The organism is Streptomyces cyaneus, assembly GCF_004028635.1.
GTDB lineage: Bacteria > Actinomycetota > Actinomycetes > Streptomycetales > Streptomycetaceae > Streptomyces > Streptomyces cyaneus.
Genome location: NZ_RQJW01000008.1, coordinates 142,075 through 160,703, shown reverse-complemented (window position 1 = coordinate 160,703; position 18,629 = coordinate 142,075). Strand labels below are relative to the sequence as shown.

The 18,629-nt window shown below is 70.7% G+C and carries 16 protein-coding genes; 3 read left to right on the top strand and 13 right to left on the bottom strand.

What is annotated here, in order from left to right; translation table 11 throughout:
- Window positions 1-22 precede the first annotated feature (22 nt).
- Window positions 23-1,435: a phytoene desaturase family protein gene (locus EHO50_RS29050; protein ID WP_128434179.1), complete on the bottom strand. Its 1,413-nt coding sequence runs from the start codon at window positions 1,433-1,435 to the stop codon at window positions 23-25.
- A 96-nt stretch (window positions 1,436-1,531) separates the two neighbouring features.
- Between EHO50_RS29050 and EHO50_RS29045 the strand changes: the two genes are divergently transcribed.
- Complete coding sequence (locus EHO50_RS29045) at window positions 1,532-2,134, top strand: hypothetical protein (protein ID WP_128434178.1); 603 nt, start codon at window positions 1,532-1,534, stop codon at window positions 2,132-2,134.
- Here EHO50_RS29045 and EHO50_RS29040 read toward each other — a convergent pair.
- The 5 genes from EHO50_RS29040 to EHO50_RS29020 all read right to left on the bottom strand — a co-directional run bounded on the left by EHO50_RS29040 (window position 2,070) and on the right by EHO50_RS29020 (window position 7,526).
- Window positions 2,070-2,915 carry an inositol monophosphatase family protein gene (locus tag EHO50_RS29040; protein ID WP_128434177.1) on the bottom strand — a complete coding sequence of 282 codons (846 nt, stop codon included), beginning with the start codon at window positions 2,913-2,915 and terminating at the stop codon, window positions 2,070-2,072. The genes EHO50_RS29045 and EHO50_RS29040 overlap by 65 nt on opposite strands.
- 126 nt (window positions 2,916-3,041) lie before the next feature.
- The gene (locus EHO50_RS29035; protein WP_128434176.1) at window positions 3,042-4,868 is read right to left on the bottom strand and encodes a gamma-glutamyltransferase family protein; all 1,827 of its coding nucleotides are present in this window, start codon (window positions 4,866-4,868) and stop codon (window positions 3,042-3,044) included.
- A gap of 165 nt (window positions 4,869-5,033) precedes the next feature.
- Window positions 5,034-5,588: a Uma2 family endonuclease gene (locus EHO50_RS29030; RefSeq protein ID WP_128434175.1), complete on the bottom strand. Its 555-nt coding sequence runs from the start codon at window positions 5,586-5,588 to the stop codon at window positions 5,034-5,036.
- A 91-nt stretch (window positions 5,589-5,679) separates the two neighbouring features.
- Window positions 5,680-6,369 carry a response regulator gene (locus EHO50_RS29025; protein WP_128434174.1) on the bottom strand — a complete coding sequence of 230 codons (690 nt, stop codon included), beginning with the start codon at window positions 6,367-6,369 and terminating at the stop codon, window positions 5,680-5,682.
- A gap of 53 nt (window positions 6,370-6,422) precedes the next feature.
- On the bottom strand, window positions 6,423-7,526 hold the full coding sequence (locus tag EHO50_RS29020; protein WP_128434173.1) for a sensor histidine kinase: 1,104 nt from the start codon (window positions 7,524-7,526) through the stop codon (window positions 6,423-6,425).
- 167 nt (window positions 7,527-7,693) lie between these two features.
- Between EHO50_RS29020 and EHO50_RS29015 the strand changes: the two genes are divergently transcribed.
- The gene (locus tag EHO50_RS29015) at window positions 7,694-8,692 is read left to right on the top strand and encodes a carboxymuconolactone decarboxylase family protein (RefSeq protein ID WP_128434172.1); all 999 of its coding nucleotides are present in this window, start codon (window positions 7,694-7,696) and stop codon (window positions 8,690-8,692) included.
- A 199-nt stretch (window positions 8,693-8,891) separates the two neighbouring features.
- The gene (locus EHO50_RS29010; RefSeq protein WP_128434171.1) at window positions 8,892-9,557 is read left to right on the top strand and encodes a hypothetical protein; all 666 of its coding nucleotides are present in this window, start codon (window positions 8,892-8,894) and stop codon (window positions 9,555-9,557) included.
- A 25-nt stretch (window positions 9,558-9,582) separates the two neighbouring features.
- Here EHO50_RS29010 and EHO50_RS29005 read toward each other — a convergent pair whose 3' ends face one another.
- The 7 genes from EHO50_RS29005 to EHO50_RS28975 all read right to left on the bottom strand — a co-directional run bounded on the left by EHO50_RS29005 (window position 9,583) and on the right by EHO50_RS28975 (window position 18,512).
- On the bottom strand, window positions 9,583-11,130 hold the full coding sequence (locus EHO50_RS29005) for an NCS1 family nucleobase:cation symporter-1 (RefSeq protein WP_128434170.1): 1,548 nt from the start codon (window positions 11,128-11,130) through the stop codon (window positions 9,583-9,585).
- A 161-nt stretch (window positions 11,131-11,291) separates the two neighbouring features.
- Window positions 11,292-12,314 carry a TIGR03842 family LLM class F420-dependent oxidoreductase gene (locus EHO50_RS29000; RefSeq protein WP_062703033.1) on the bottom strand — a complete coding sequence of 341 codons (1,023 nt, stop codon included), beginning with the start codon at window positions 12,312-12,314 and terminating at the stop codon, window positions 11,292-11,294.
- A gap of 11 nt (window positions 12,315-12,325) precedes the next feature.
- A complete protein-coding gene (hydA, locus tag EHO50_RS28995; protein WP_128434169.1) occupies window positions 12,326-13,729 on the bottom strand; it encodes a dihydropyrimidinase in 1,404 nt (467 codons plus the stop codon).
- Between the two features lie 31 nt (window positions 13,730-13,760).
- Window positions 13,761-14,603, bottom strand: a complete 843-nt coding sequence (locus tag EHO50_RS28990) for a nitrilase-related carbon-nitrogen hydrolase (protein WP_128434168.1) — start codon at window positions 14,601-14,603, stop codon at window positions 13,761-13,763.
- Window positions 14,604-14,783: 180 nt separating this feature from the next.
- Window positions 14,784-16,367: a PucR family transcriptional regulator gene (locus EHO50_RS28985; protein ID WP_128434167.1), complete on the bottom strand. Its 1,584-nt coding sequence runs from the start codon at window positions 16,365-16,367 to the stop codon at window positions 14,784-14,786.
- 22 nt (window positions 16,368-16,389) lie between these two features.
- Window positions 16,390-17,673 carry an aspartate aminotransferase family protein gene (locus EHO50_RS28980; RefSeq protein ID WP_128434166.1) on the bottom strand — a complete coding sequence of 428 codons (1,284 nt, stop codon included), beginning with the start codon at window positions 17,671-17,673 and terminating at the stop codon, window positions 16,390-16,392.
- The gene (locus EHO50_RS28975; protein WP_128434165.1) at window positions 17,670-18,512 is read right to left on the bottom strand and encodes a nitrilase-related carbon-nitrogen hydrolase; all 843 of its coding nucleotides are present in this window, start codon (window positions 18,510-18,512) and stop codon (window positions 17,670-17,672) included. The genes EHO50_RS28980 and EHO50_RS28975 overlap by 4 nt, the downstream gene beginning before the upstream one ends.
- Window positions 18,513-18,629: the final 117 nt, after the last annotated feature.

The window sequence follows — 18,629 nt, the reverse complement described above, 5'->3', positions numbered from 1 at the left end:
CGGTACTCACGGCTCCCGGCGCTCACGGCTCCTGGCGCAGCCGCCGCCACACCGCCTTGGCCGCGTTGTGCCCCGACATGCCGTGCACGCCCGGTCCGGGCGGGGTGGCCGACGAGCAGATGAAGACCGCCGGGTGCGGGGTGGTGTAGGGGAAGAGCGACAGCTTGGGGCGCAGCAGGAGTTGGAGTCCGGATGCCGCGCCGGAGGCGATGTCTCCGCCGACGTAGTTGGCGTTGCGGGCGGCGAGTTCGGCCGGGCCGGCCGTGGCGCGGGCGAGGACGCGGTCGCGGAACCCCGGGGCGAAGCGCTCCAGTTGGCGCTCGATGGCGTCCGTGAGGTCTCCGGTCCAGCCGTTCGGCACATGCCCGTACGCCCAGAAGGCGTGCTTGCCGTCGGGAGCCCGGGTGGGGTCGACGACGCTGGGCTGCACCGTGATCATGAACGGCTTGTCGGGCGCCCGGCCCTCCCGGGACGCGGCGCGCAGCGCGGCGCCGATCTCCGCGCTGTCCCCGCCGATCTGCACGGTGCCGGCCCGCCGGGCCTCCGGCGCGGTCCACGGCACCGGGCCGTCCAGTGCGTAGTCGATCTTGAAGGCGGCGGCGCCGTAGCGGTAGCCCTCGTAGTACCGGCCGAGCCCGGCGATGCGGGCCAGCGCGGTCGGCGAGGTGTCGAAGACGTACGCGCGCGCGGGCGGCAGGTCGTCGAGCCGCTTGATCTCGTAGTCGGTGTGGACGGCGCCGCCGAGATCCTTGAGATACGCGGTGAGGGCGTCGGAGATGGACTGGGAGCCGCCGCGGGCCACGGGCCAGCCTCGGGCGTGGGCGGCGAGGGCGAAGACCAGGCCGATGGCTCCGGTGGCGAAGCCACCCAGCGGCGCCATGACGTGGGCGACGAGGCCGGAGAACAGGGCCTTGGCCCGCTCGTCGCGGAAGCGGCGCATCAGCCAGGTGGACGGCGGCAGCCCGACGAGGCCGAACCGGGCGAGGGTGACCGGGTCGCGTGGCAGGGCGGTGAGGGGCAGGGACATGAAGTCGCGGGCCAGGGTGTCCCACTTGGTCAGGAACGGCTCGACCAGCCTGCGGTACGTCCCCGCGTCGCGCGGGCCGAAGGAGGCGGCGGTCTCGGCGACGGAACGGGACAGCACGGCGGCGGTGCCGTCGGTGAAGGGGTGCGCCATGGGCAGCTCGGCGTGCAGCCACTGAAGGCCGTAGCGGTCGAGCGGCATGGTCCGGAAGACGGGCGAGTTGATGCCCAGGGGGTGCGCGGCGGAGCACGGGTCGTGCCGGAAGCCGGGCAGGGTCAGCTCTTCCGTGCGGGCACCCCCGCCGACGGTGTCACGCGCCTCGAACACGGCCACGGAGAAGCCGCGCCGGGCCAGCTCCACTGCAGCGGTCAGTCCGTTCGGCCCCGCACCCACCACGACCGCATCGAGCATCGACGGCACCTCGGACCCCTTCGTCAGCCGACGGCCTTGAAGGATCAGGATATGCCGGGCCACTGACAGCGCAGGGGCGCGGGTAAAGTCCGCCGGGTGACGCGCCGCTTCCGATTCCCTGTGCCCGAGGACGATCTGTGGCGCTGGTTCGAGCTGGGGGAAGCCGGTCAGGTGTTGCGGCAGATCACCTTCCGGGGGCCGGATTCCGTGCCCGTGGTGGCCGCCGAACCGGTCGAGGTGGCGCGGACACGGCAGGCGTGCGGGGAGTGGGGCGTGCGGCTGTACGAGACCGTGTACGGGGTGCCGGTGCGGGAACCGGTCGTGGAGCCGCCGGGTGCCCGGTCGGTCGACCCGCGGGAGTTCGATGTGGCGTGGGGCCGGGCCCGGTCCTTCCGCCAGTGCGACGTCCGCCACGACACCGGTCCCCTGCCGGTCGGGACACGCCTGACCGGGACGTTCACCGTCTCGCCCTGGGGACCCGGTCTCACGGGAGTGTTCGTCGACGTCGGTCTGCCCGCCGCCGGCTTCGTGGACGCCTTGGTGCTGCTGCGGGCGGAGTGCGAGTGGCCCGCGGAGGGTACCCCCGCCGAGTTCGAGGTGGTCGACCTCCGCGTCGGCGGGGGCCGCCCCCAGATCAGGCTGCGCCCGACAGCAGTTCCCGCACCCGGCGAGCCGTGGCCGCGTCACGGGCCGTCGTGAACGGCAGGACATTGCCGCCGGTGATGCGGAAGGGCTCGCCCGCGCGGGTCAGGTGGGCACCGCCCGCCTCCTCTACCAGGAGCAGGCCGGCCGCGTGATCCCATGCGGCCTCCCAGCTGAACACGGTCGCATCCAACTCGCCCCGGGCGACGGCGAGATACTCCAGTCCGGCGGAACCGCAGGCGCGGGGCCGCACACCCTCGGTCCACAGGCCGAGCAGGGCCTGCTTCTGCTCGTCGGTCGTGTAGTCGGGGTGGGACGTGGCGATTTCCAGGTCGCGGCCGGGTTCCGGCGCGCCGGAGTACAGCCGCTCTCCGTCGAGGAAGGCGCCCTGGCCCCGTATCGCCATGGCCAGCTGGTCGCGGGCAGGGGCGTAGGTCCAGGAGGCGAGCAGGACGCCGCGCTGTGCGAGCGCGACCAGCGTGCAGAAGCCGGAGTCCCCGTGCACGAACTGGCGGGTGCCGTCGACGGGGTCGACGATCCAGACCGGGGCGTCGCCCTGGAGCGCTTCGTACGACGCCGGGTTGGCGTGCACCGCCTCCTCGCCGACCACGACCGAGCCGGGCAGGAGCGCGCCGAGCTTCTCGGTGAGGTACTGCTCGGCGAGCCGGTCGGCGTCGGTCACCAGGTCGTGCGGTCCGCTCTTCTGGTCGACCTCGTGCGAGGCGAGCTGCCGGAAGCGCGGCATGATCTCGGCCGCGGCCGCCTTGCGGACCGCTTCTTCCACGTCGGCGGAGTGCTGTGCGAGAAACTCGTCGATGGTTTCGTTGTTTTCGATCACGTGTCAATAAGAACACGCCCCACTGACAATCCCCGCCCGTCCGGTGGCCGCCGGATGGCATCGGCGTGAACACGTGGGGCGGGTACGGGCAGGTCAGAGGCCCACTCCAGGGGCGGCGACCAGCTCTCAGCGTCCGACCGCGTACCCCTGCATCCCCCGCGGATTCGCCGCCGCCGACAGAACGCCGGTCTCCGGATCCCTCGCGACCGCGCACAGCCGTCCCTCCGACCAGGCGTCACCGACGGTCACGTCATGACCACGCCGCCGCAGCTCCTCCACCACCTCGGCGTCCATCCGTGACTCCACGGTGACGCTCCCCGGCCGCATCCCGCGCGGGTAGAAGGAGCCCGGGAAGCTGTCGTTGTGCCAGTTCGGGGCATCGATCGCGCCCTGGAGGTCGAGGCCGCCGCGGACCCGCTCCCGCAGGACGACGGCGAGGAAGAAGTGCAGCTGCCACTGGTCCTGCTGATCCCCGCCGGGCGTGCCGAAGGCCATGACGGGCACGCCGTCGCGCAGGGCGATCGAGGGCGTGAGCGTCGTACGCGGCCGCCGCCCCGGGGCGAGCGAGTTCGGCAAACCCTCCTCCAGCCAGGTCATCTGCAGCCGGGTGCCGAGCGGGAAGCCCAGTTCGGGCACGACGGGGTTGGACTGCAGCCAGCCGCCGCTGGGAGTGGCCGCGATCATGTTGCCCCAGCGGTCGACGACGTCGAGGTGGCAGGTGTCGCCACGGGTGCCCCCGTCGGCGGCGACGTCGGGCTCGCCGGGCACCGGGGACGTCGGGCGCTTGGCGACGGTCGGCTCACCGGCGCCCAGGACGTCGAAGCCGGGCTCGTCGGAGGCCACCACGCGCGCGTGCGCGCACAGCCGCGGTGCGAGTCCGCCCGGGCTCCCGGGCCGCAGCTCATGGGAGGCCTTGTCGCCGACCAGCTCCCGCCGGCCCGCGTTGTACCGCTCCGACAGCAGCTCGGCGAGCGGTACCTCGGCCGCGTCGCCGTACCAGGCCTCCCGGTCGGCCATGGCCAGCTTGCAGCCCTCGATCAGCAGATGGACGTACTCGGCGGACCCGTACCGCGGCAGCTCGGGCGGGAGCAGCGCGAGCTGCTGGAGGAGGACCGGGCCCTGGCTCCAGGGGCCGGCCTTGCACACGGTCCAGCCGTTGAAGTCGTACGTCGCCGGCGTCTCGTAGGTCGCGGACCAGCCGGCGAGGTCGGCGGCCGTGAGCGTGCCGGAGTGCCGCTCGCCGCTGGTGTCCAGGGTGGGCCGCTGGGCCTGCCGTACGAGGGCCTCGGCGATGAATCCGGTGCGCCACACCTCCCGTGCGGCCTCGATCTGCGCGACCCGGTCCCCGGCCCCGGCGACCTCGTCGAGCAGCCGCTTCCAGGTGGCGGCGAGGGCGGGATTGCGCAGCAGCTCCCCGGGCCGGGGTGCCTTCCCGCCCGGCAGATACACCTCGGCCGACGAGGTCCACTCCGTCTCGAACAGCTCCCGTACGGTTTCGACGGTCTCCCCGACGCGCTCCACGGGCGCGTGCCCGTGTTCGGCGTACCCGATGGCGTACTCGAGCACCTCGGCGAGCGTCCTGGTCCCGTAGTCCCGCAGCAGCAGCATCCAGGCGTCGAACGCCCCGGGCACGGCGGCGGCGAGCGGCCCGGTCCCCGGCACGAGCTCCAGCCCGAGTCCCCGGTAGTGCGCGACCGTCGCCCCGGCCGGCGCGACGCCCTGCCCGCACAGCACCCGCACCTCACCGCCCGCGGGTGCGAGCAGGATCGGCACCTCGCCGGCGGGCCCGTTGAGATGCGGCTCGACGACATGCAGCACGAACGCCCCCGCCACGGCCGCGTCGTACGCGTTGCCGCCGCCCTCCAGCACGGCCATCGCCGACTGGGAGGCGAGCCAGTGGGTGGAGGACACCATGCCGAAGGTGCCTTGGAGGGTGGGTCGGGTGGTGAACACGGGCGGACTCCTCACGGCACGGCGGCGGTCCGATGATCGTACGCAGCCGCCGTGGCCGGCCGGGAGCGGTGAGCCAACGTGGCTACGACCGCCGACTCCCCGCGGTGAGCAGACGCCCGCTCGCACTCGATGGTGGGCCCCCGTCGGTGAACAGACCGACGGATGTCAGAACTCCGTTGTGTCGAGCTCCAGGCCGAACGGGTCGGGCAGGGACACAGGCGTTCCGAACGGCAGCGGGCCCTCCACCTTCGTGTATCCGAGCCGACCGGGAGCGGAGTAGAGCGTGCAGGACCGCTCCTGGCGATCGACGAGGAGGTAGAGCGGTGCACCGTACTCGGCGTAGCGCTTCCGTTTGACGATCCGGTCCGTATCTCCGTTGCTTTCCGAGGTGACCTCGACGATCAGCAGCGTCTGGTCGGGCACCAGGGCGCCCGTGCCCTTGGTGAGTTCCTTCGGGACAACTGCCAAATCCGGCACGTACCAGTTGGCCGTCCCCGGCAAGTCCAGATCGCCGGAGCCCGCGCGGCACTCCAGTCTGCGCAGCGTTGGTCCCAGCTGCTCACGGATCTCGTCCGCGACACCCTCATGATCCCAAGACGGCACAACCTGTTCGATGAACCCCTCGACGATCTGCACCCGGTCACCCTTGATGTGCTGGATCGCATACTTGAGTGCTGTTTCGGCGTCAGCCACGGCATAGGTGTGCGGTTGAGGGCTCATCGATTCTCCATCGGACATCGTGCCTGCAGCATGACCACCGTCCCCGGTCTACGGCAATCCGTCACGGCCCCTGGGCGATCTGGCGCACCAGTCACTCCAACCGGTGATCCGCTCCCCGCGCCACCACCAGCCCCGACTCATAGGCGAACACCACCAACTGCGCCCGATCCCGCGCCCCCAGCTTCGTCATCGCCCTGCTGATGTGAGTCTTCGCCGTGAACGGGCTGATCACCATGTGCTCGGCGATCTCCTCGTTCGTCAGCCCCCGCGCCGCCAGCGCCGTCACCTCGCGTTCGCGGCGCGTCAGGCACTCCAGGCCGGGGGCGGTGGCCCGGTCGGGTGGGCGGGAGACGAACTCTCCGATCAGGGTGCGGGTGACCGACGGGGACAGCAGCGCCTCGCCGCGTGCCACCACCTCGATCGCCTGGAGCAGGTCGGCCGGTTCGGTGTCCTTCAGGAGGAAGCCGCTGGCGCCGGCCCTCAGGGCCTCGAAGACGTACTCGTCGTGGCCGTAGTTCGTCAGGATGACCACGCGGACCGATGCCAGGGCCGGGTCCGCGGCGATCCTGCGCGTCGCCTCTATGCCCGTCATCACCGGCATCTGTACGTCGATCAGCGCGATGTCGGGGACCTGCGCGCGGATCAGCTCCAGGCCCCGCTCGCCGTCCGCCGCCTCACCGACCACCTCGATGCCGTCCTCGGCGTCCAGCAGGGCCCTGAAGCCCGCGCGCATCAGCGCCTGGTCGTCGACGAGCGCCACTCTGATCACGTCGTCCGTCATCCTGCCTCCCCCCGTCACCCCGTCCTCATCTCGCCTCCCCCGTCACCCCGTCCTCATCCCGCCTCCTCCAGCGGCAGCCGTGCCCGCACCGCGAACCCGCCCTCCTCGCGCGGAGCGGCGTCCAATGTGCCGCCGAGGGCCGTGACGCGTTCGCGCATGCCGGTCAGACCTGTGCCGGGGGTGGGAGGGCTGGACGGGTCGGCGGTGCCGTCGTCCTCGACCCCTATCGTCAACTCGCCCTCCCCGTAGTCGAGTTGAACTGACACCTTCGCCGGGCCCGCGTGCCGCGCCGCGTTCGTCAAGGCTTCCTGGACGATGCGGTACATCGCCCGGTCGACAGTCGCCGCCAACGGCCGCTCCTCCCCCGTCACCGTCAGCTCGACCGCGAGGCCCGCCGCCCGCGCCCGCTCCACGAGCAGCGCGGGTGTGCCGGTGGGCTCGTCCGTGCGCAGCACCTCCAGCGTGGCGCGCAGCTCGCGCATCGCCTCCCCGCTCGCCTCCTGGATGGCGAGCAGCGCGGGCGGCACCTCCTCGCCTCGCTTGCGGGCCAGGTGCACGGCGACGCCGGCCTGGAGCTTGACGATCGAGATGCTGTGGGTGAGGGAGTCGTGCAACTCCCGTGCTATCCGCAGACGTTCCTCGCCCGCTCTGCGCAACGCCGCCTCCTCCCGGGTGCGTTCGGCCTCCAGGGCACGCTGTTCGGTCTGGCGCAGATACGCCTGCCAGTTGCGGTCGGCCAGGCCCGTCACCACCGCGCACAGGAACCAGCCGGCCAGCAGCAGCGCCTCCCGCGTGACGTCCGAGCTCGCCGAACCCGCGGCCACGTATCCGCCGAGGAAGACGGCGGCGGCCGCCGCGGCCGTCCCCCGGTGTCCGGTCCGCGACGCCGTGTGCACCGCGCCCACGACGGGGACGGCCAGGCTGCTCGCGGGCCCGGCGTGGACGACTGCGGCGAGCAGGCCGGCGGTGGTGACCGCGAGCACGACGCGCGGAGCCGTGCGGTGCGCGGCCAGGGCCAGCGAACCGGCCGCGATCAGCGCGCAGTCGACGGGTCCCGCACGCCCGTCCGCCACGGCGGCGAGCACGACGATCACGCCGACCACGACCGAGACGGCCAGGTCGACGAGCCGTTCGCGTGTGATCCGAAGCCCGCTCATGCCCGCACACTAGACCGCCCCACCGACAGCGACGTCACCCCTGTGGACGGCTCCCCGACTACTCCCCACGCAGTAGTGCCCGGCACCGACCCGCCCGGCCGTCGCAGCACCGACTGCCTTCGGCGGTACGACGACCCGGCCCACCCCGACAGCGCACGCTGCTGCCCATGACCACACCCTTCCGATACACCGAACCCCTGCCTCCCAAGTCGGCCACCGGCACCGTCGCCGAGGTGTACGCCCAGATCGCCCTGGACTTCGGCATCCCCGAGCCCGTCACCTTCGTGGTCCTGTCCTCCGCACCCGAACTCCTCGCCCCCACCTGGGCATTGATGCGCGAGTCGCTCATCGCGGGGGCGGGCAGCCGGACCGGCAAGGAACTGGTGGCCCTCGGGGTGTCCCTCGCCAACAAGTGCCCGTTCTGCGTGGACGCGCACACCGTCCTGCTGCACGCCACCGGCGACCACGCGCTCGCGGAGCGGCTGGCCCGCGGGGAGCGGCCGCAGAACGAGGAGCACGCGCGCCTGCTCGCCTGGGGGCAGCACACGCGCGTGCCCGGCGCCGCCCTGGAGCCGTATCCCTTCCCGAGTGAGCACGCCCCCGCCCATCTCGGCACCGCGCTCACCTTCCACTTCATCAACCGGATCGCGTCGGCCCTGCTGACCGAGAACCTGCTCCCGGCGGGCGCCCAGCGCTTCCGAGCGGTACGCAGCCTCGCGGGCCGCACGCTCGCCCGGACCGTGCGCCGCCCCGCCCGGCCGGGTACCGCCCTCGCACTGCTCGACGACGTCGACCCCGGCGAAGCCCCCGCCTGGGCGGGCGGCACACCCGTCGGTATCGCGTACGCGGCGCTGCTCAGGGCGGCCATGCGGGGCGCGGGTCTGCTCGACGCCGACGACCATCACCTCGTGGAGCAGACCCTCCAGGACTGGGACGGCACACATCCGCCGCTCACCCTGGACGGCTTCCCGGACCGCCGGGATCGTCCGGCGGCGCGTCTGGCACTGCTGGCCGCCCTCGCGCCGTACCGCATCACGGACGAGGACGTGGCGGCCTGGCGGCGGCCGGAGCACACCGACCACTGCCTGGTGCATCTCGTGGCGTACGGCGCCTTCGTGGCCGTGGACCGCATCGAGAGTTCACTTTCCGCCCAAATCGTTCGATAGACGACGTAAGGCGAAGTAAAGAGATGCAAAGTAACGTAAAGCGACGTAACTCTCCCAGGGCGCCGCGTAATTGCGGCCCTCCCGTAACGGCGTCAGCACGGAGCGAGTTGGCACTTCCGCCTCACAGGGAGTCATGTGACACTGGCGTCCCGTCCGCAGTGCGGACTCTCTCCGCACCGTCCCCCACGAAAAGTGCGCCGTGCGTTCTCTTCCCTTGCCGCTCGCCCTCACCGCGCGTCTGTCGCCCGTCGTCGTGCTCGCCGCGGCGGGCTGGGCACTGTCGTCCGGACCCGCGACGCAGGCCGCCGACGACCCGGCGGCGACGCAGAAGAGCGGCGACGATTCACCCTCGGCCCCCGCTACGGCGGCGGTGTCGAAGACGTACTCCGCCGCTCCCGCGCCGTGCGACAGCCTGAGCGCGAAAACGGTGAAATCGCTTGTTCCGGGCGCCAAGTCGGCCGGCAAGGAGATCCCGTCGACGGACTCCAAGCTGCGCCGCACCTGCTCGTGGAACGCGCTCAAGGGCTACGACTACCGCTGGCTGGACGTCTCCTTCGAGATCACCGCGTCGGACGAGGCGGCGGAGAAGTCCTACAAGGAGCGCGTCGCGGACAAGAGTGGCGGCGGCGCCGTCCCCGGCGTCGGCGACTCGGGGTACTCCGTCGTGAACCTCACCACCGAGGACAAGCAGCAGACCCGTGAGGGCGTGGTGATGGTCCGCGCGTCCAACGCGCTGATCTCCGTCACCTACAGCGGCAGCGACTTCGAGTCGAAGAAGGCGCCCAGCACGGACGAGATCAACAAGGGCGCCATCAAGGCGGCGAAGGAGGCGGTGGCGGCCTTGGAGGACGGCCAGAAGGGCTGACCGTCCTCCCCCTCCCCTTCCGGGTTCAGGCCTCGGCGCGTTCCTTGCGGCCGCCCATCAGCACCACGTACAGCACCAGCGCGGCGCCCAGGCCCACCGCCCAGCCGTAGTCGGCGAGCGGCTTGAGGAACGGGATCAGCCCGTCGACCGGGAACGGTCCGGTCTTCGCCCCGTCGGCGCCGACACCCGAGTACGAGCCGCCGACCGCGAGGACGCCACCGACCACGAAGGCGACGATCGCCCGCCAGTTCCAGCCGGACGAGTACCAGTAGCGCCCGCCGGGCGTGTACAGGTCCGCCAGGTGCAGGACCGTGCGGCGGACGATCCAGTAGTCGGCGATCAGGATGCCCGCGACCGTCCCGAGCAGACCGCCGACCACGCCGAGCCAGGTGAAGATGTAGAACTCAGGGGTGGAGATCAGCTTCCACGGGAAGATCAGCACGCCGATGACACCGGTGATCAGCGCGCCCGTACGGAAGTTGATGAGCTTCGGCGCCAGGTTCGCCAGGTCGTACGCCGGGGAGACGACGTTCGCCGCGATGTTCACGGAGATCGTGGCGACCAGGACGACGATCAGGGCGAAGAGCAGACCGAAGACGCTGTCCGTCTTGGCGGCGAGGGTGACCGGGTCCCAGATCGCCTCGCCGTAGACCACCTCGGAGCCCGAGGTGACCAGCACGGCGAGGACCGCGAAGAGGGTCATCGTGGTGGGCAGGCCGAGGGCCTGGCCCCAGGTCTGCGCCTTCTGACTGGCGCCGAAGCGCGTGAAGTCAGGGATATTGAGGGACAAAGTAGCCCAAAAACCGATCATCCCCATCAGGGACGGGAAGAAGACCGGCCAGAAGTCAGGACCCCAGCCCAGCTTCGAGGGCTGGTCGAGCAGCGCGCCGAAGCCGTCCGCCTTGACCGCGATCCAGATCAGCAGCACGAGGGCGCCGACGATCACGAAGGGCGCGGCCCAGTTCTCGAAGTGCCGCAGGAAGTCCATGCCGCGGTAGATGATCGCGATCTGCACGGCCCAGAAGAGGATGAAGCAGAGCCACAGCGGCCAGGGGTTGCCCGCGATCTTGCCCGCGTTCTCCCAGTGGCCGCCGGTCAGCTTGGAGCCCAGGGCGAAGATGCCGCTGCCGCCGATCCAAGTCTGGATGCCGAACCAGCCACAGGCCACGGCCGCCCGGATCAGCGCCGGGATGTTGGCGCCGCGCAGCCCGAAGGATGCCCGCGCCAGCACGGGGAACGGTATGCCGTACTTGGGTCCGGCGTGCCCGGTGGCCAGCATCGGCAGCAGCACGATGACGTTGGCCAGGGCGATGGTGAAGACGGCCTGCTTCCAGTCCATGCCGAGCGCGACCAGGCCGGAGGCCAGGGTCCAGCTGGGGATGCAGTGGGCCATGGAGATCCACAGGGCCGCGAAGTTGTACGTCGTCCACTTGCGCTCGGCGACCGGGACGGGACGCAGATCCTCGTTGGCGAAGGGACTGTCGGCGGGGAATGCCTCGGGGGCGAGCTCGATCCGGCCGCCGGAAGCGGCGGACTGCGATATCGGCGACCCCGGGGGGACTGTTTCGGTCATGGGCAGGCCAATCGACAATGCGGGACGGGACGGATAGGCCGTGCGGGGGCCTTGGGCCCCTCCCCGGGACGGCAGGGAGGGGGGAACAAGGTGGGGGGTCTGGTGGAGCGGTGGGGTATTGGTTGCGGGGTACTGGTTGCGTCCGAACTCGTCGGCTGCGGTCAGGAGTTGACCGCGGGGATGACCTTCGAGCCGTACGCGTCGATGACGGCCTCCTGCGCGTCGTGCATGTCGTAGACGGCGAACTGGTCGACGCCCAGCTCACGCAGCGCGTTCAGCTTCTCGATGTGCTTCTCGACCGGTCCGATGAGGCAGAACCGGTCGACGATCTCGTCGGGCACGAACTGGGTGTCGGGGTTGTCGGCGCGCCCGTGGTGGGAGTAGTCGTACCCCTCGCGGGCCTTGATGTAGTCGGTGAGTTCGTCGGGTACGGCGGCGGAGTGCTCCCCGTACTTGGCGACCAGGTCGGCGACGTGGTTGCCGACCATCCCGCCGAACCAGCGGCACTGCTCGCGCGCGTGGGCGAGCTTCTCGGGCGAGTCGTCCTCGGTGACGTACGCGGGAGCGGCGACGCAGATCTTGACGTCGTCGGGGTTGCGCCCGGCGGCGACCGCCGCGTCCTTCACGGCCTTGACCATGTACTCCGTCAGGTAGAGGTCGGCGAGCTGGAGGATGAATCCGTCGGCCTCCTCGCCGGTCATCTTCAGGGCCTTGGGCCCGTACGCCGCCATCCATACGGGGAGTTCGGCGCCCTCCTTGATCCACGGGAACCTGACGACCGTGCCGCCCCCGAGGTCGGCCTCGTCGCCGCGGCCCAGCGCCCGGATGACCTTCATGGCGTCGCTGATGCGGGCGAGGGTGTTGGGCTTGCGCCCGGCGACGCGCATGGCCGAGTCACCGCGGCCGATGCCGCAGACCGTGCGGTTGCCGAACATGTCGTTGAGGGTGGCGAAGGTGGAGGCGGTGACCTCCCAGGTGCGGGTGCCCGGGTTGGTCACCATCGTGCCGACCTTGAGCTTCTGCGTGTTCGCCAGGATCTGGCTGTAGATCACGAACGGCTCCTGCCACAGCACGGCGGAGTCGAAGGTCCAGCCGTAGGTGAAGCCGCTGCGCTCGGCGCGCTTCATCAGGCTGACGACCCGCGAGGCCGGCGGGTCGGTCTGCAGGACGAGTCCGAAGTCCATGTGCTCCGCTCCTAGTTGAGGTACTGACAGGTGGAGCGGGGGGTGTAGACGCCGTGCCCGGCGTGTCCGGTGTACTCCCGCTCGGTGATGACGAGTTCGCCGCGCGAGAGAACCGTCTCGACCCGGCCGGTGGTCCGCTTGCCCTCGTACGCCGAGTAGTCGACGTTCATGTGGTGCGTCACGGCGGACATGACCTGTTCGGCCTGCGGGTCGTAGATCACGACATCGGCGTCGGCACCCGGCGCGATGGTGCCCTTCTTCGGGTACATGCCGAACATGCGGGCCGGGGTCGCGCAGGCGATCTCGATCCAGCGGCGGCGTGAGATGCGGCCTTCCACTACGGCCTGATGGAGCAGGTCCATACGGTTCTCGACGCCGGGAAGGCCGTTGGGGATCTTGGAGAAGTCCCCTCGCCCCAGCTCCTTCTGGCCCACGAAGCAGAACGGGCAGTGGTCGGTGGAGACGACCTGCAGGTCGTTGGTGCGCAGCCCCTTCCACAGGTGGGCCTGGTGCTCCTTCGGCCTGAGCGGCGTGCTGCACACGTACTTCGAGCCCTCGAAGTCGGGCTCGGCGAGGTTGTCGGTCGACAGGAACAGGTACTGGGGGCAGGTCTCGCCGAAGACGTTCAGGCCCTCGTCGCGCGCCCGCGCCAGCTCGGCGACTGCCTCCATCGCCGAGACGTGCACGACGTACAACGGGGCGCCCGCGACCTGCGCGAGCTTGATGGCGCGGTGAGTCGCCTCGGCCTCCAGCAACGCCTTGCGCACCTCCCCGTGGTAGCGCGGGTCGGTCTCCCCGCGGGCCAGCGCCTGCTCCACCAGCACGTCGATCGCGATGCCGTTCTCGGCGTGCATCATGATCAGGGCGCCGTTCTCGGCCCCGCGCTGCATGGCGCGCAGGATCTGGCCGTCGTCGGAGTAGAAGACGCCCGGGTAGGCCATGAACTGCTTGAAACTGGTCACGCCCTCCTCGACCAGCAGGTCCATCTCCTTGAGCGTCTCCTGGTTCACATCGGAGACGATCATGTGGAAGCCGTAGTCGATGGCGCAGTTGCCCTGGGCCTTGGCGTGCCAGGCGTCGAGGCCCTCGCGCAGCGAGTGGCCGACGCTCTGCACCGCGAAGTCGACGATCGTGGTGGTGCCGCCCCAGGCGGCGGCGCGGGTGCCGGTCTCGAAGGTGTCGGAGGCGTGCGTGCCACCGAACGGCAACTCCATGTGGGTGTGGACGTCGACGCCACCGGGGATGACGTACTTCCCCGTGGCGTCGACGACCCGCTCGGCGGTCCAGGCCTCGGCGGCCGGGGTGCCGCTGGCGGCGAGGGCGGCGATGCGGCCGTCCTCGATCAGCACGTCGGCGTGGATCTCGTCGGACGCGGTGATGACGAGACCACCGCGGATGACGGTACGGCTGCTCATGGTCCCTCTCCTGCCAGAGTGAACGGTTCGGTCAGGGTGCGGTCAGCGGGGAGTACGCGTCGGGACGGCGGTCGCGGTAGAACTGCCAGCGGTCGCGGACCTCGCGCAGCTTGGCCATGTCCAGGTCGCGGACGACCAGTTCGGTCTCCTTGTCGCTGGCCACCTCGCCCACGAACTGGGCCTCCGGGTCGACGAAGTACGTCGTCCCGTAGAAGTCGTTGTCGCCCAGCTCCTCGACGCCGACCCGGTTGATCGCACCGACGAAGTACTCGTTGGCCACCGCGGCCGCCGGCTGCTCCAGCTGCCAGAGGTAGGCCGACAGACCGCGCGAGGTGGCCGACGGGTTGAACACGATCTCCGCACCCGCGAGCCCCAGCGCCCGCCAGCCCTCCGGGAAGTGGCGGTCGTAGCAGATGTACACGCCGATCTTCCCGACGGCGGTGTCGAACACCGGCCAGCCGACGTTGCCGGGGCGGAAGTAGAACTTCTCCCAGAATCCCGGCACTTGGGGAATGTGGTGTTTGCGGTACTTGCCGAGGTACGAGCCGTCCGCGTCGATCACCGCGGCCGTGTTGTAGAGGACGCCGGGCTGCTCCTCCTCGTACATCGGCAGGATCAGGACGATGCCCAGCTCCTTGGCCAGCGCCTGGAAGCGCTTGACGATCGGGCCCTCGGGGATCTGCTCGGCGTACTCGTAGAACGCCTTGTCCTGGACCTGGCAGAAGTACGGCCCGTAGAACAGTTCCTGGAAGCACAGGACCTGAGCACCCTGCGCGGCCGCGTCGCGGGCCGCCTGCTCGTGTACCTGGATCATCGACTCCTTGTCGCCCGTCCACGCGGTCTGGAAGAGGGCGGCGCGAATCACTCTGCTCATCGGGACCTCCGGTCGCTCGGTGTGCGAGAAGGCTAGGAAGTCCGAAAGCGGGCTTTGAGTTGCACGGTGTCACGTCTGCGGGCGTGCGGCGTGTCACGGTGTCACCCTCTGCAGGAACCATGTTTCACCGCCGTTTTCCCAGGTCGTCTTGTGTTTCTACGCGGTTTCCGCGGCGCCTTGTCAGCCGAGTTGCGCGTCGTGCGCGAGGAGCGCGATATGCACCGAGGCGGCCTGCTCGAAGTCGTCGAGATCGACGCCGAGCCGTGTCTGTATCGCCTCCAGGCGCCGGTAGAGCGCGGGCCGGGAGACGTGGTGGAGCTGGGCGGTGCGGGACTTGTTGCGGCCGGTCGCGAGGTACGTCCGCAGCACGGCGAGCAGGGCGCCGACCTCGTCGTCCCGTCCGCACAGCAGCCCGTCCAGCTCGCGCTCCGCGAACGACTGCACCTGCGGATCGTCCCGCAACAGCCGGATCAGGCCCCGCAGATGGACGTCCTTGAGGCGTACGACCGCCGGGAGGTCGAGGGCGGCCGAGGAGTCGGCGACGGCATCGGCGACGTGCTGGGCCTCGCGCAGCCCGGCGGGTACGTCGTCCCAGGCGGTACGCGCGTCGGCGGCCGCGATGACGGTCCGGGCGGCCCCCGACTCCGAGCGCACCCGCGCGGCGAAGTTCGCGGCGAGCACGGCGGCGTCCTGGTCCCGGGCGAGGCTGAGCAGCACGGCGGTGGCCCCGTCGGCGAGCTCGGCGACGATCCCGGACAGCCCCAGCATCCGCAGCACGCGCTCCAGTTGGGCCGCCTCGCCGTCCCGCACGACCAGCGGCACGAAGGCACGCCGGTTGACCGGCAGCCCGGCGGCACGCGCGCGTGGCAGCAGCTGCCGCGCCGGTACGACCCCGCTGACGAGGTCGGTCAGCAGGCTCTGCGCGGACTGCTCCTCCCAGGTGTGCGCGGAGTTGCCGCCCAGCATGCGGTGCAGGACCAGGGCCTCGGCGGCGCGTTCGGCGAGGAGCCGTCCGGTGGCGGTGTCGCCGCGGTGCCCGCACAGCATGATCTGGCCCCAGCGCTCGCCGCGTCCGCCCAGTTCGGCGCGGATCCAGCCGTCGCCCTCGCTGCCGCCGGCCTGCCGGGCGATGCGCTCCCAGTCGCGCAGCACGTCGTCCACGGCCGAGCGCTCCCCCGCCGTGGCGAGGACGCGGTGGGCGAGGTTGGTGACGACGACGGGGCAGGCGCTGTGCGCGGCGACCTCGTCGAGGAGCCGCTGGAGCGGGGCGCCCGCGGTGATGAGCCCGGTGAGCGCGGTCCGTACGGCCTCCGAGAGGCTGACGGCGGCGAACTTCCGCCGTACGAGCCGGGACTGGACCTCTTCGGTCAGCTCGGCGAACGGGAAGGGACGGTGCAGGACGACCATGGGCAGCCCGCATCGCTCGGCCGCCCGGCGCATCACGTCCGGCGGCGCGGGAAACGCCCGGCCGAGGCCCAGCACGACGGCCGCGGCCTCCGCCCGGTGCAGGGAGCGGATGTACTCGGCCTGCTTCTCCTCGTCCCCGGCGAGCAGCACCCCCGTGGTCAGCACCATCTCGCCGCCACTGAGCATCACCCCGACGTCCGGCGCCTCGGCGACATGCACCCAGCGCACCGGACGGTCGAGATGACCGGCGCCGGCCACCACCTCGGGCTCCCCGGCCAGCACCCGCTCCAGGGTGAGGACCTGCCGGACGGACAGGACCGGTTCGAGGCGCTCCCAGGTCGTGGAGGTGGTGGTCATGGGCTTTCCCTTGCTAGCTGGTTCAGATGCTCCTCAGAGCGCTCTCGAGGATCGCGGCGCCTTCTTCGGCCTCCGCGACGGTGAGGGACAGGGGCGGGGCGACGCGCAGGGACGTGGTGTTGTGACCACCGCCCTTGCCGATGAGGAGGCCGCCGTCGCGGGCCGCCTCCAGCACGGCCGACGCGGCGGCGGGGTCGGCTTCGTCCGTGCCGGGCCTGGTGATCTCGATGCCCAGCATCAGGCCCCGGCCGCGTACCTCCCGTACGTGCGGCGCCTGTGCCGCGACGGCCCGAAGCCGCTCGACGAGCAGTCCGCCGACGCGTCGGGCGTTGCCCTGGAGGTCGTGTTCCAGCAGGTAGTTGAGGTTGGCGAGGCCGGCCGCCATGGTGATCTGGGTGCCGCCGAAGGTGGAGATGCTGTTGGCGTCAAGGCAGTTCATGATCTCGGCGCGGGCTACGACACCGCCGATGGACATGCCGTTGCCGATGCCCTTGGCGAAGGTCAGGATGTCCGGCGGACCGGACTGCGCGTGCGCCTGCCAGCCCCAGAAGTGGTCGCCGGTGCGGCCCCAGCCGGTCTGCACCTCGTCGGCGATCCAGAGGATGCCGCGCTCGGCGAGCACCTCGCGGAAGGCGGCGTACAGCCCGTCCGGCCCCGAGGTGAAGCCGCCGACGCCCTGGATGGGCTCGGCGATCAGGGCCGCGGGCGGGCGGGTGTGGCCGAGGACGTCCACCAGGTCGTCGACGCAGGCCGCGATGAAGTCGTCGTCGCTCAGCTGCGCGTACGGCCCACGCGTGCGCACCCCGCCGTGGACGTACAGCGTCTGCAGCGGCGACAGCGAGGTCGGCGACCAGCCGCGGTTGCCGGTGATGCCGACCGCGCTGAACGAGCGGCCGTGGTAGCTGTTGCGCATCGCGAGGATCGTGTTGCTCTGCCGGTAGGTCGTCGCGAGCAGCAGGGCGGTGTCGTTGGCCTCGGTGCCGGAGGTGGTGAAGAAGACACGGGCGTCCGGGATGCCGCTCAACTGGGCGATGCGCTCGGCGAGTTCGACCATGGGCCGGTTGAGGTACAGGGTGGAGGAGTGGATGATCCGCCCGGCCTGTTCGCTCACCGCCTTCGTCACCTCGGGCAGCGCGTGCGCGGTCATCGTCGTCAGGATGCCGCCGAAGAAGTCGAGGTACCGGTTGCCGGCGGAGTCCCACACGTGGCGGCCCTCGCCGTGGGTGATCTCCAGCGGCTCCTCGTAATACAGGGCGAGCCAGTCCGGCATGACGGCGCGGTGGCGTCCCAGCAGGTCCTTGGTCACGGCTGCACCAGCCCTTCGTAGGCGTCGGGGCGGCGGTCGCGGTAGAAGGCCCACTGCTGCCGCACTTCTTCGATCAGGTCGAAGTCGAGGTCGCGGACGATCAGTTCCTCTTCCTTGTCGCTCGCGGTCTCCCCGACGAACTGACCGCGTGGGTCCACGAAGTACGACGTCCCGTAGAAGTCGTTGTCGCCGTACTCCTCGACACCGACCCGGTTGATCGCGGCGACGAAGTACTCGTTGGCGACGGCCGCGGCGGGCTGTTCGAGGCGCCAGAGGTAGGAGGAGAGCCCGCGGTGGGTGGCCGACGGGTTGTAGACCAACTGGGCTCCGTTGAGCCCGAGTTGCCGCCAGCCCTCCGGGAAGTGGCGGTCGTAGCAGATGTAGACACCCACCTTGCCCACCGCCGTGTCGAAGACGGGCCAGCCGACATTGCCGGGCTTGAAGTAGTACTTCTCCCAGAAGCCCTTGACCTGCGGGATGTGGTGCTTGCGGTACTTGCCGAGGAAGGTGCCGTCGGCGTCGATCACGGCCGCGGTGTTGTAGTAGAAACCGGACTGCTCGACCTCGAAGACGGGGACGACGACCACCATGCCCGTCTCACGGGCGAGCTCCTGCATACGACGCACGGTCGGCCCGTCGGGTACCGGCTCGGCCCACCGGTAGTGCTCCGGTTCCTGGACCTGACAGAAGTAGGGAGCGTTGAAGACTTCCTGAAACCCGATGATCTTGGCACCCTGCCGGGCGGCCTCGCGGGCGTGCTCCTCGTGTTTCGCCACCATGGACTCGGTGTCGCCGGTCCAGGTGGCCTGAACCAGAGCGGCACGTACGACGTTGGCCATGAGCTGCTCCTTCGACGGGACGTCAGAGCCTCTACGCCCGTAGAGGGGGCCGTAGAGGCTTGAAAGTAAGCCCCCGAAACAGCCTTGCCAAGACCATCGTCGTTAACCCGCTGAGTC

Excerpts from the sequence above, each read along its gene's own strand:
- EHO50_RS29050 (WP_128434179.1), bottom strand. The coding sequence starts at position 1,435 with ATGCTCGATGCGGTCGTGGTGGGTGCGGGGCCGAACGGACTGACCGCT.
- EHO50_RS29030 (WP_128434175.1), bottom strand. The coding sequence starts at position 5,588 with ATGAGCCCTCAACCGCACACCTATGCCGTGGCTGACGCCGAAACAGCA.
- EHO50_RS29025 (WP_128434174.1), bottom strand. The coding sequence starts at position 6,369 with ATGACGGACGACGTGATCAGAGTGGCGCTCGTCGACGACCAGGCGCTG.
- EHO50_RS29020 (WP_128434173.1), bottom strand. The coding sequence starts at position 7,526 with ATGAGCGGGCTTCGGATCACACGCGAACGGCTCGTCGACCTGGCCGTC.
- EHO50_RS29015 (WP_128434172.1), top strand. The coding sequence starts at position 7,694 with ATGACCACACCCTTCCGATACACCGAACCCCTGCCTCCCAAGTCGGCC.
- EHO50_RS29005 (WP_128434170.1), bottom strand. The coding sequence starts at position 11,130 with ATGACCGAAACAGTCCCCCCGGGGTCGCCGATATCGCAGTCCGCCGCT.
- EHO50_RS29000 (WP_062703033.1), bottom strand. The coding sequence starts at position 12,314 with ATGGACTTCGGACTCGTCCTGCAGACCGACCCGCCGGCCTCGCGGGTC.
- hydA (WP_128434169.1), bottom strand. The coding sequence starts at position 13,729 with ATGAGCAGCCGTACCGTCATCCGCGGTGGTCTCGTCATCACCGCGTCC.
- EHO50_RS28990 (WP_128434168.1), bottom strand. The coding sequence starts at position 14,603 with ATGAGCAGAGTGATTCGCGCCGCCCTCTTCCAGACCGCGTGGACGGGC.
- EHO50_RS28985 (WP_128434167.1), bottom strand. The coding sequence starts at position 16,367 with ATGACCACCACCTCCACGACCTGGGAGCGCCTCGAACCGGTCCTGTCC.
- EHO50_RS28975 (WP_128434165.1), bottom strand. The coding sequence starts at position 18,512 with ATGGCCAACGTCGTACGTGCCGCTCTGGTTCAGGCCACCTGGACCGGC.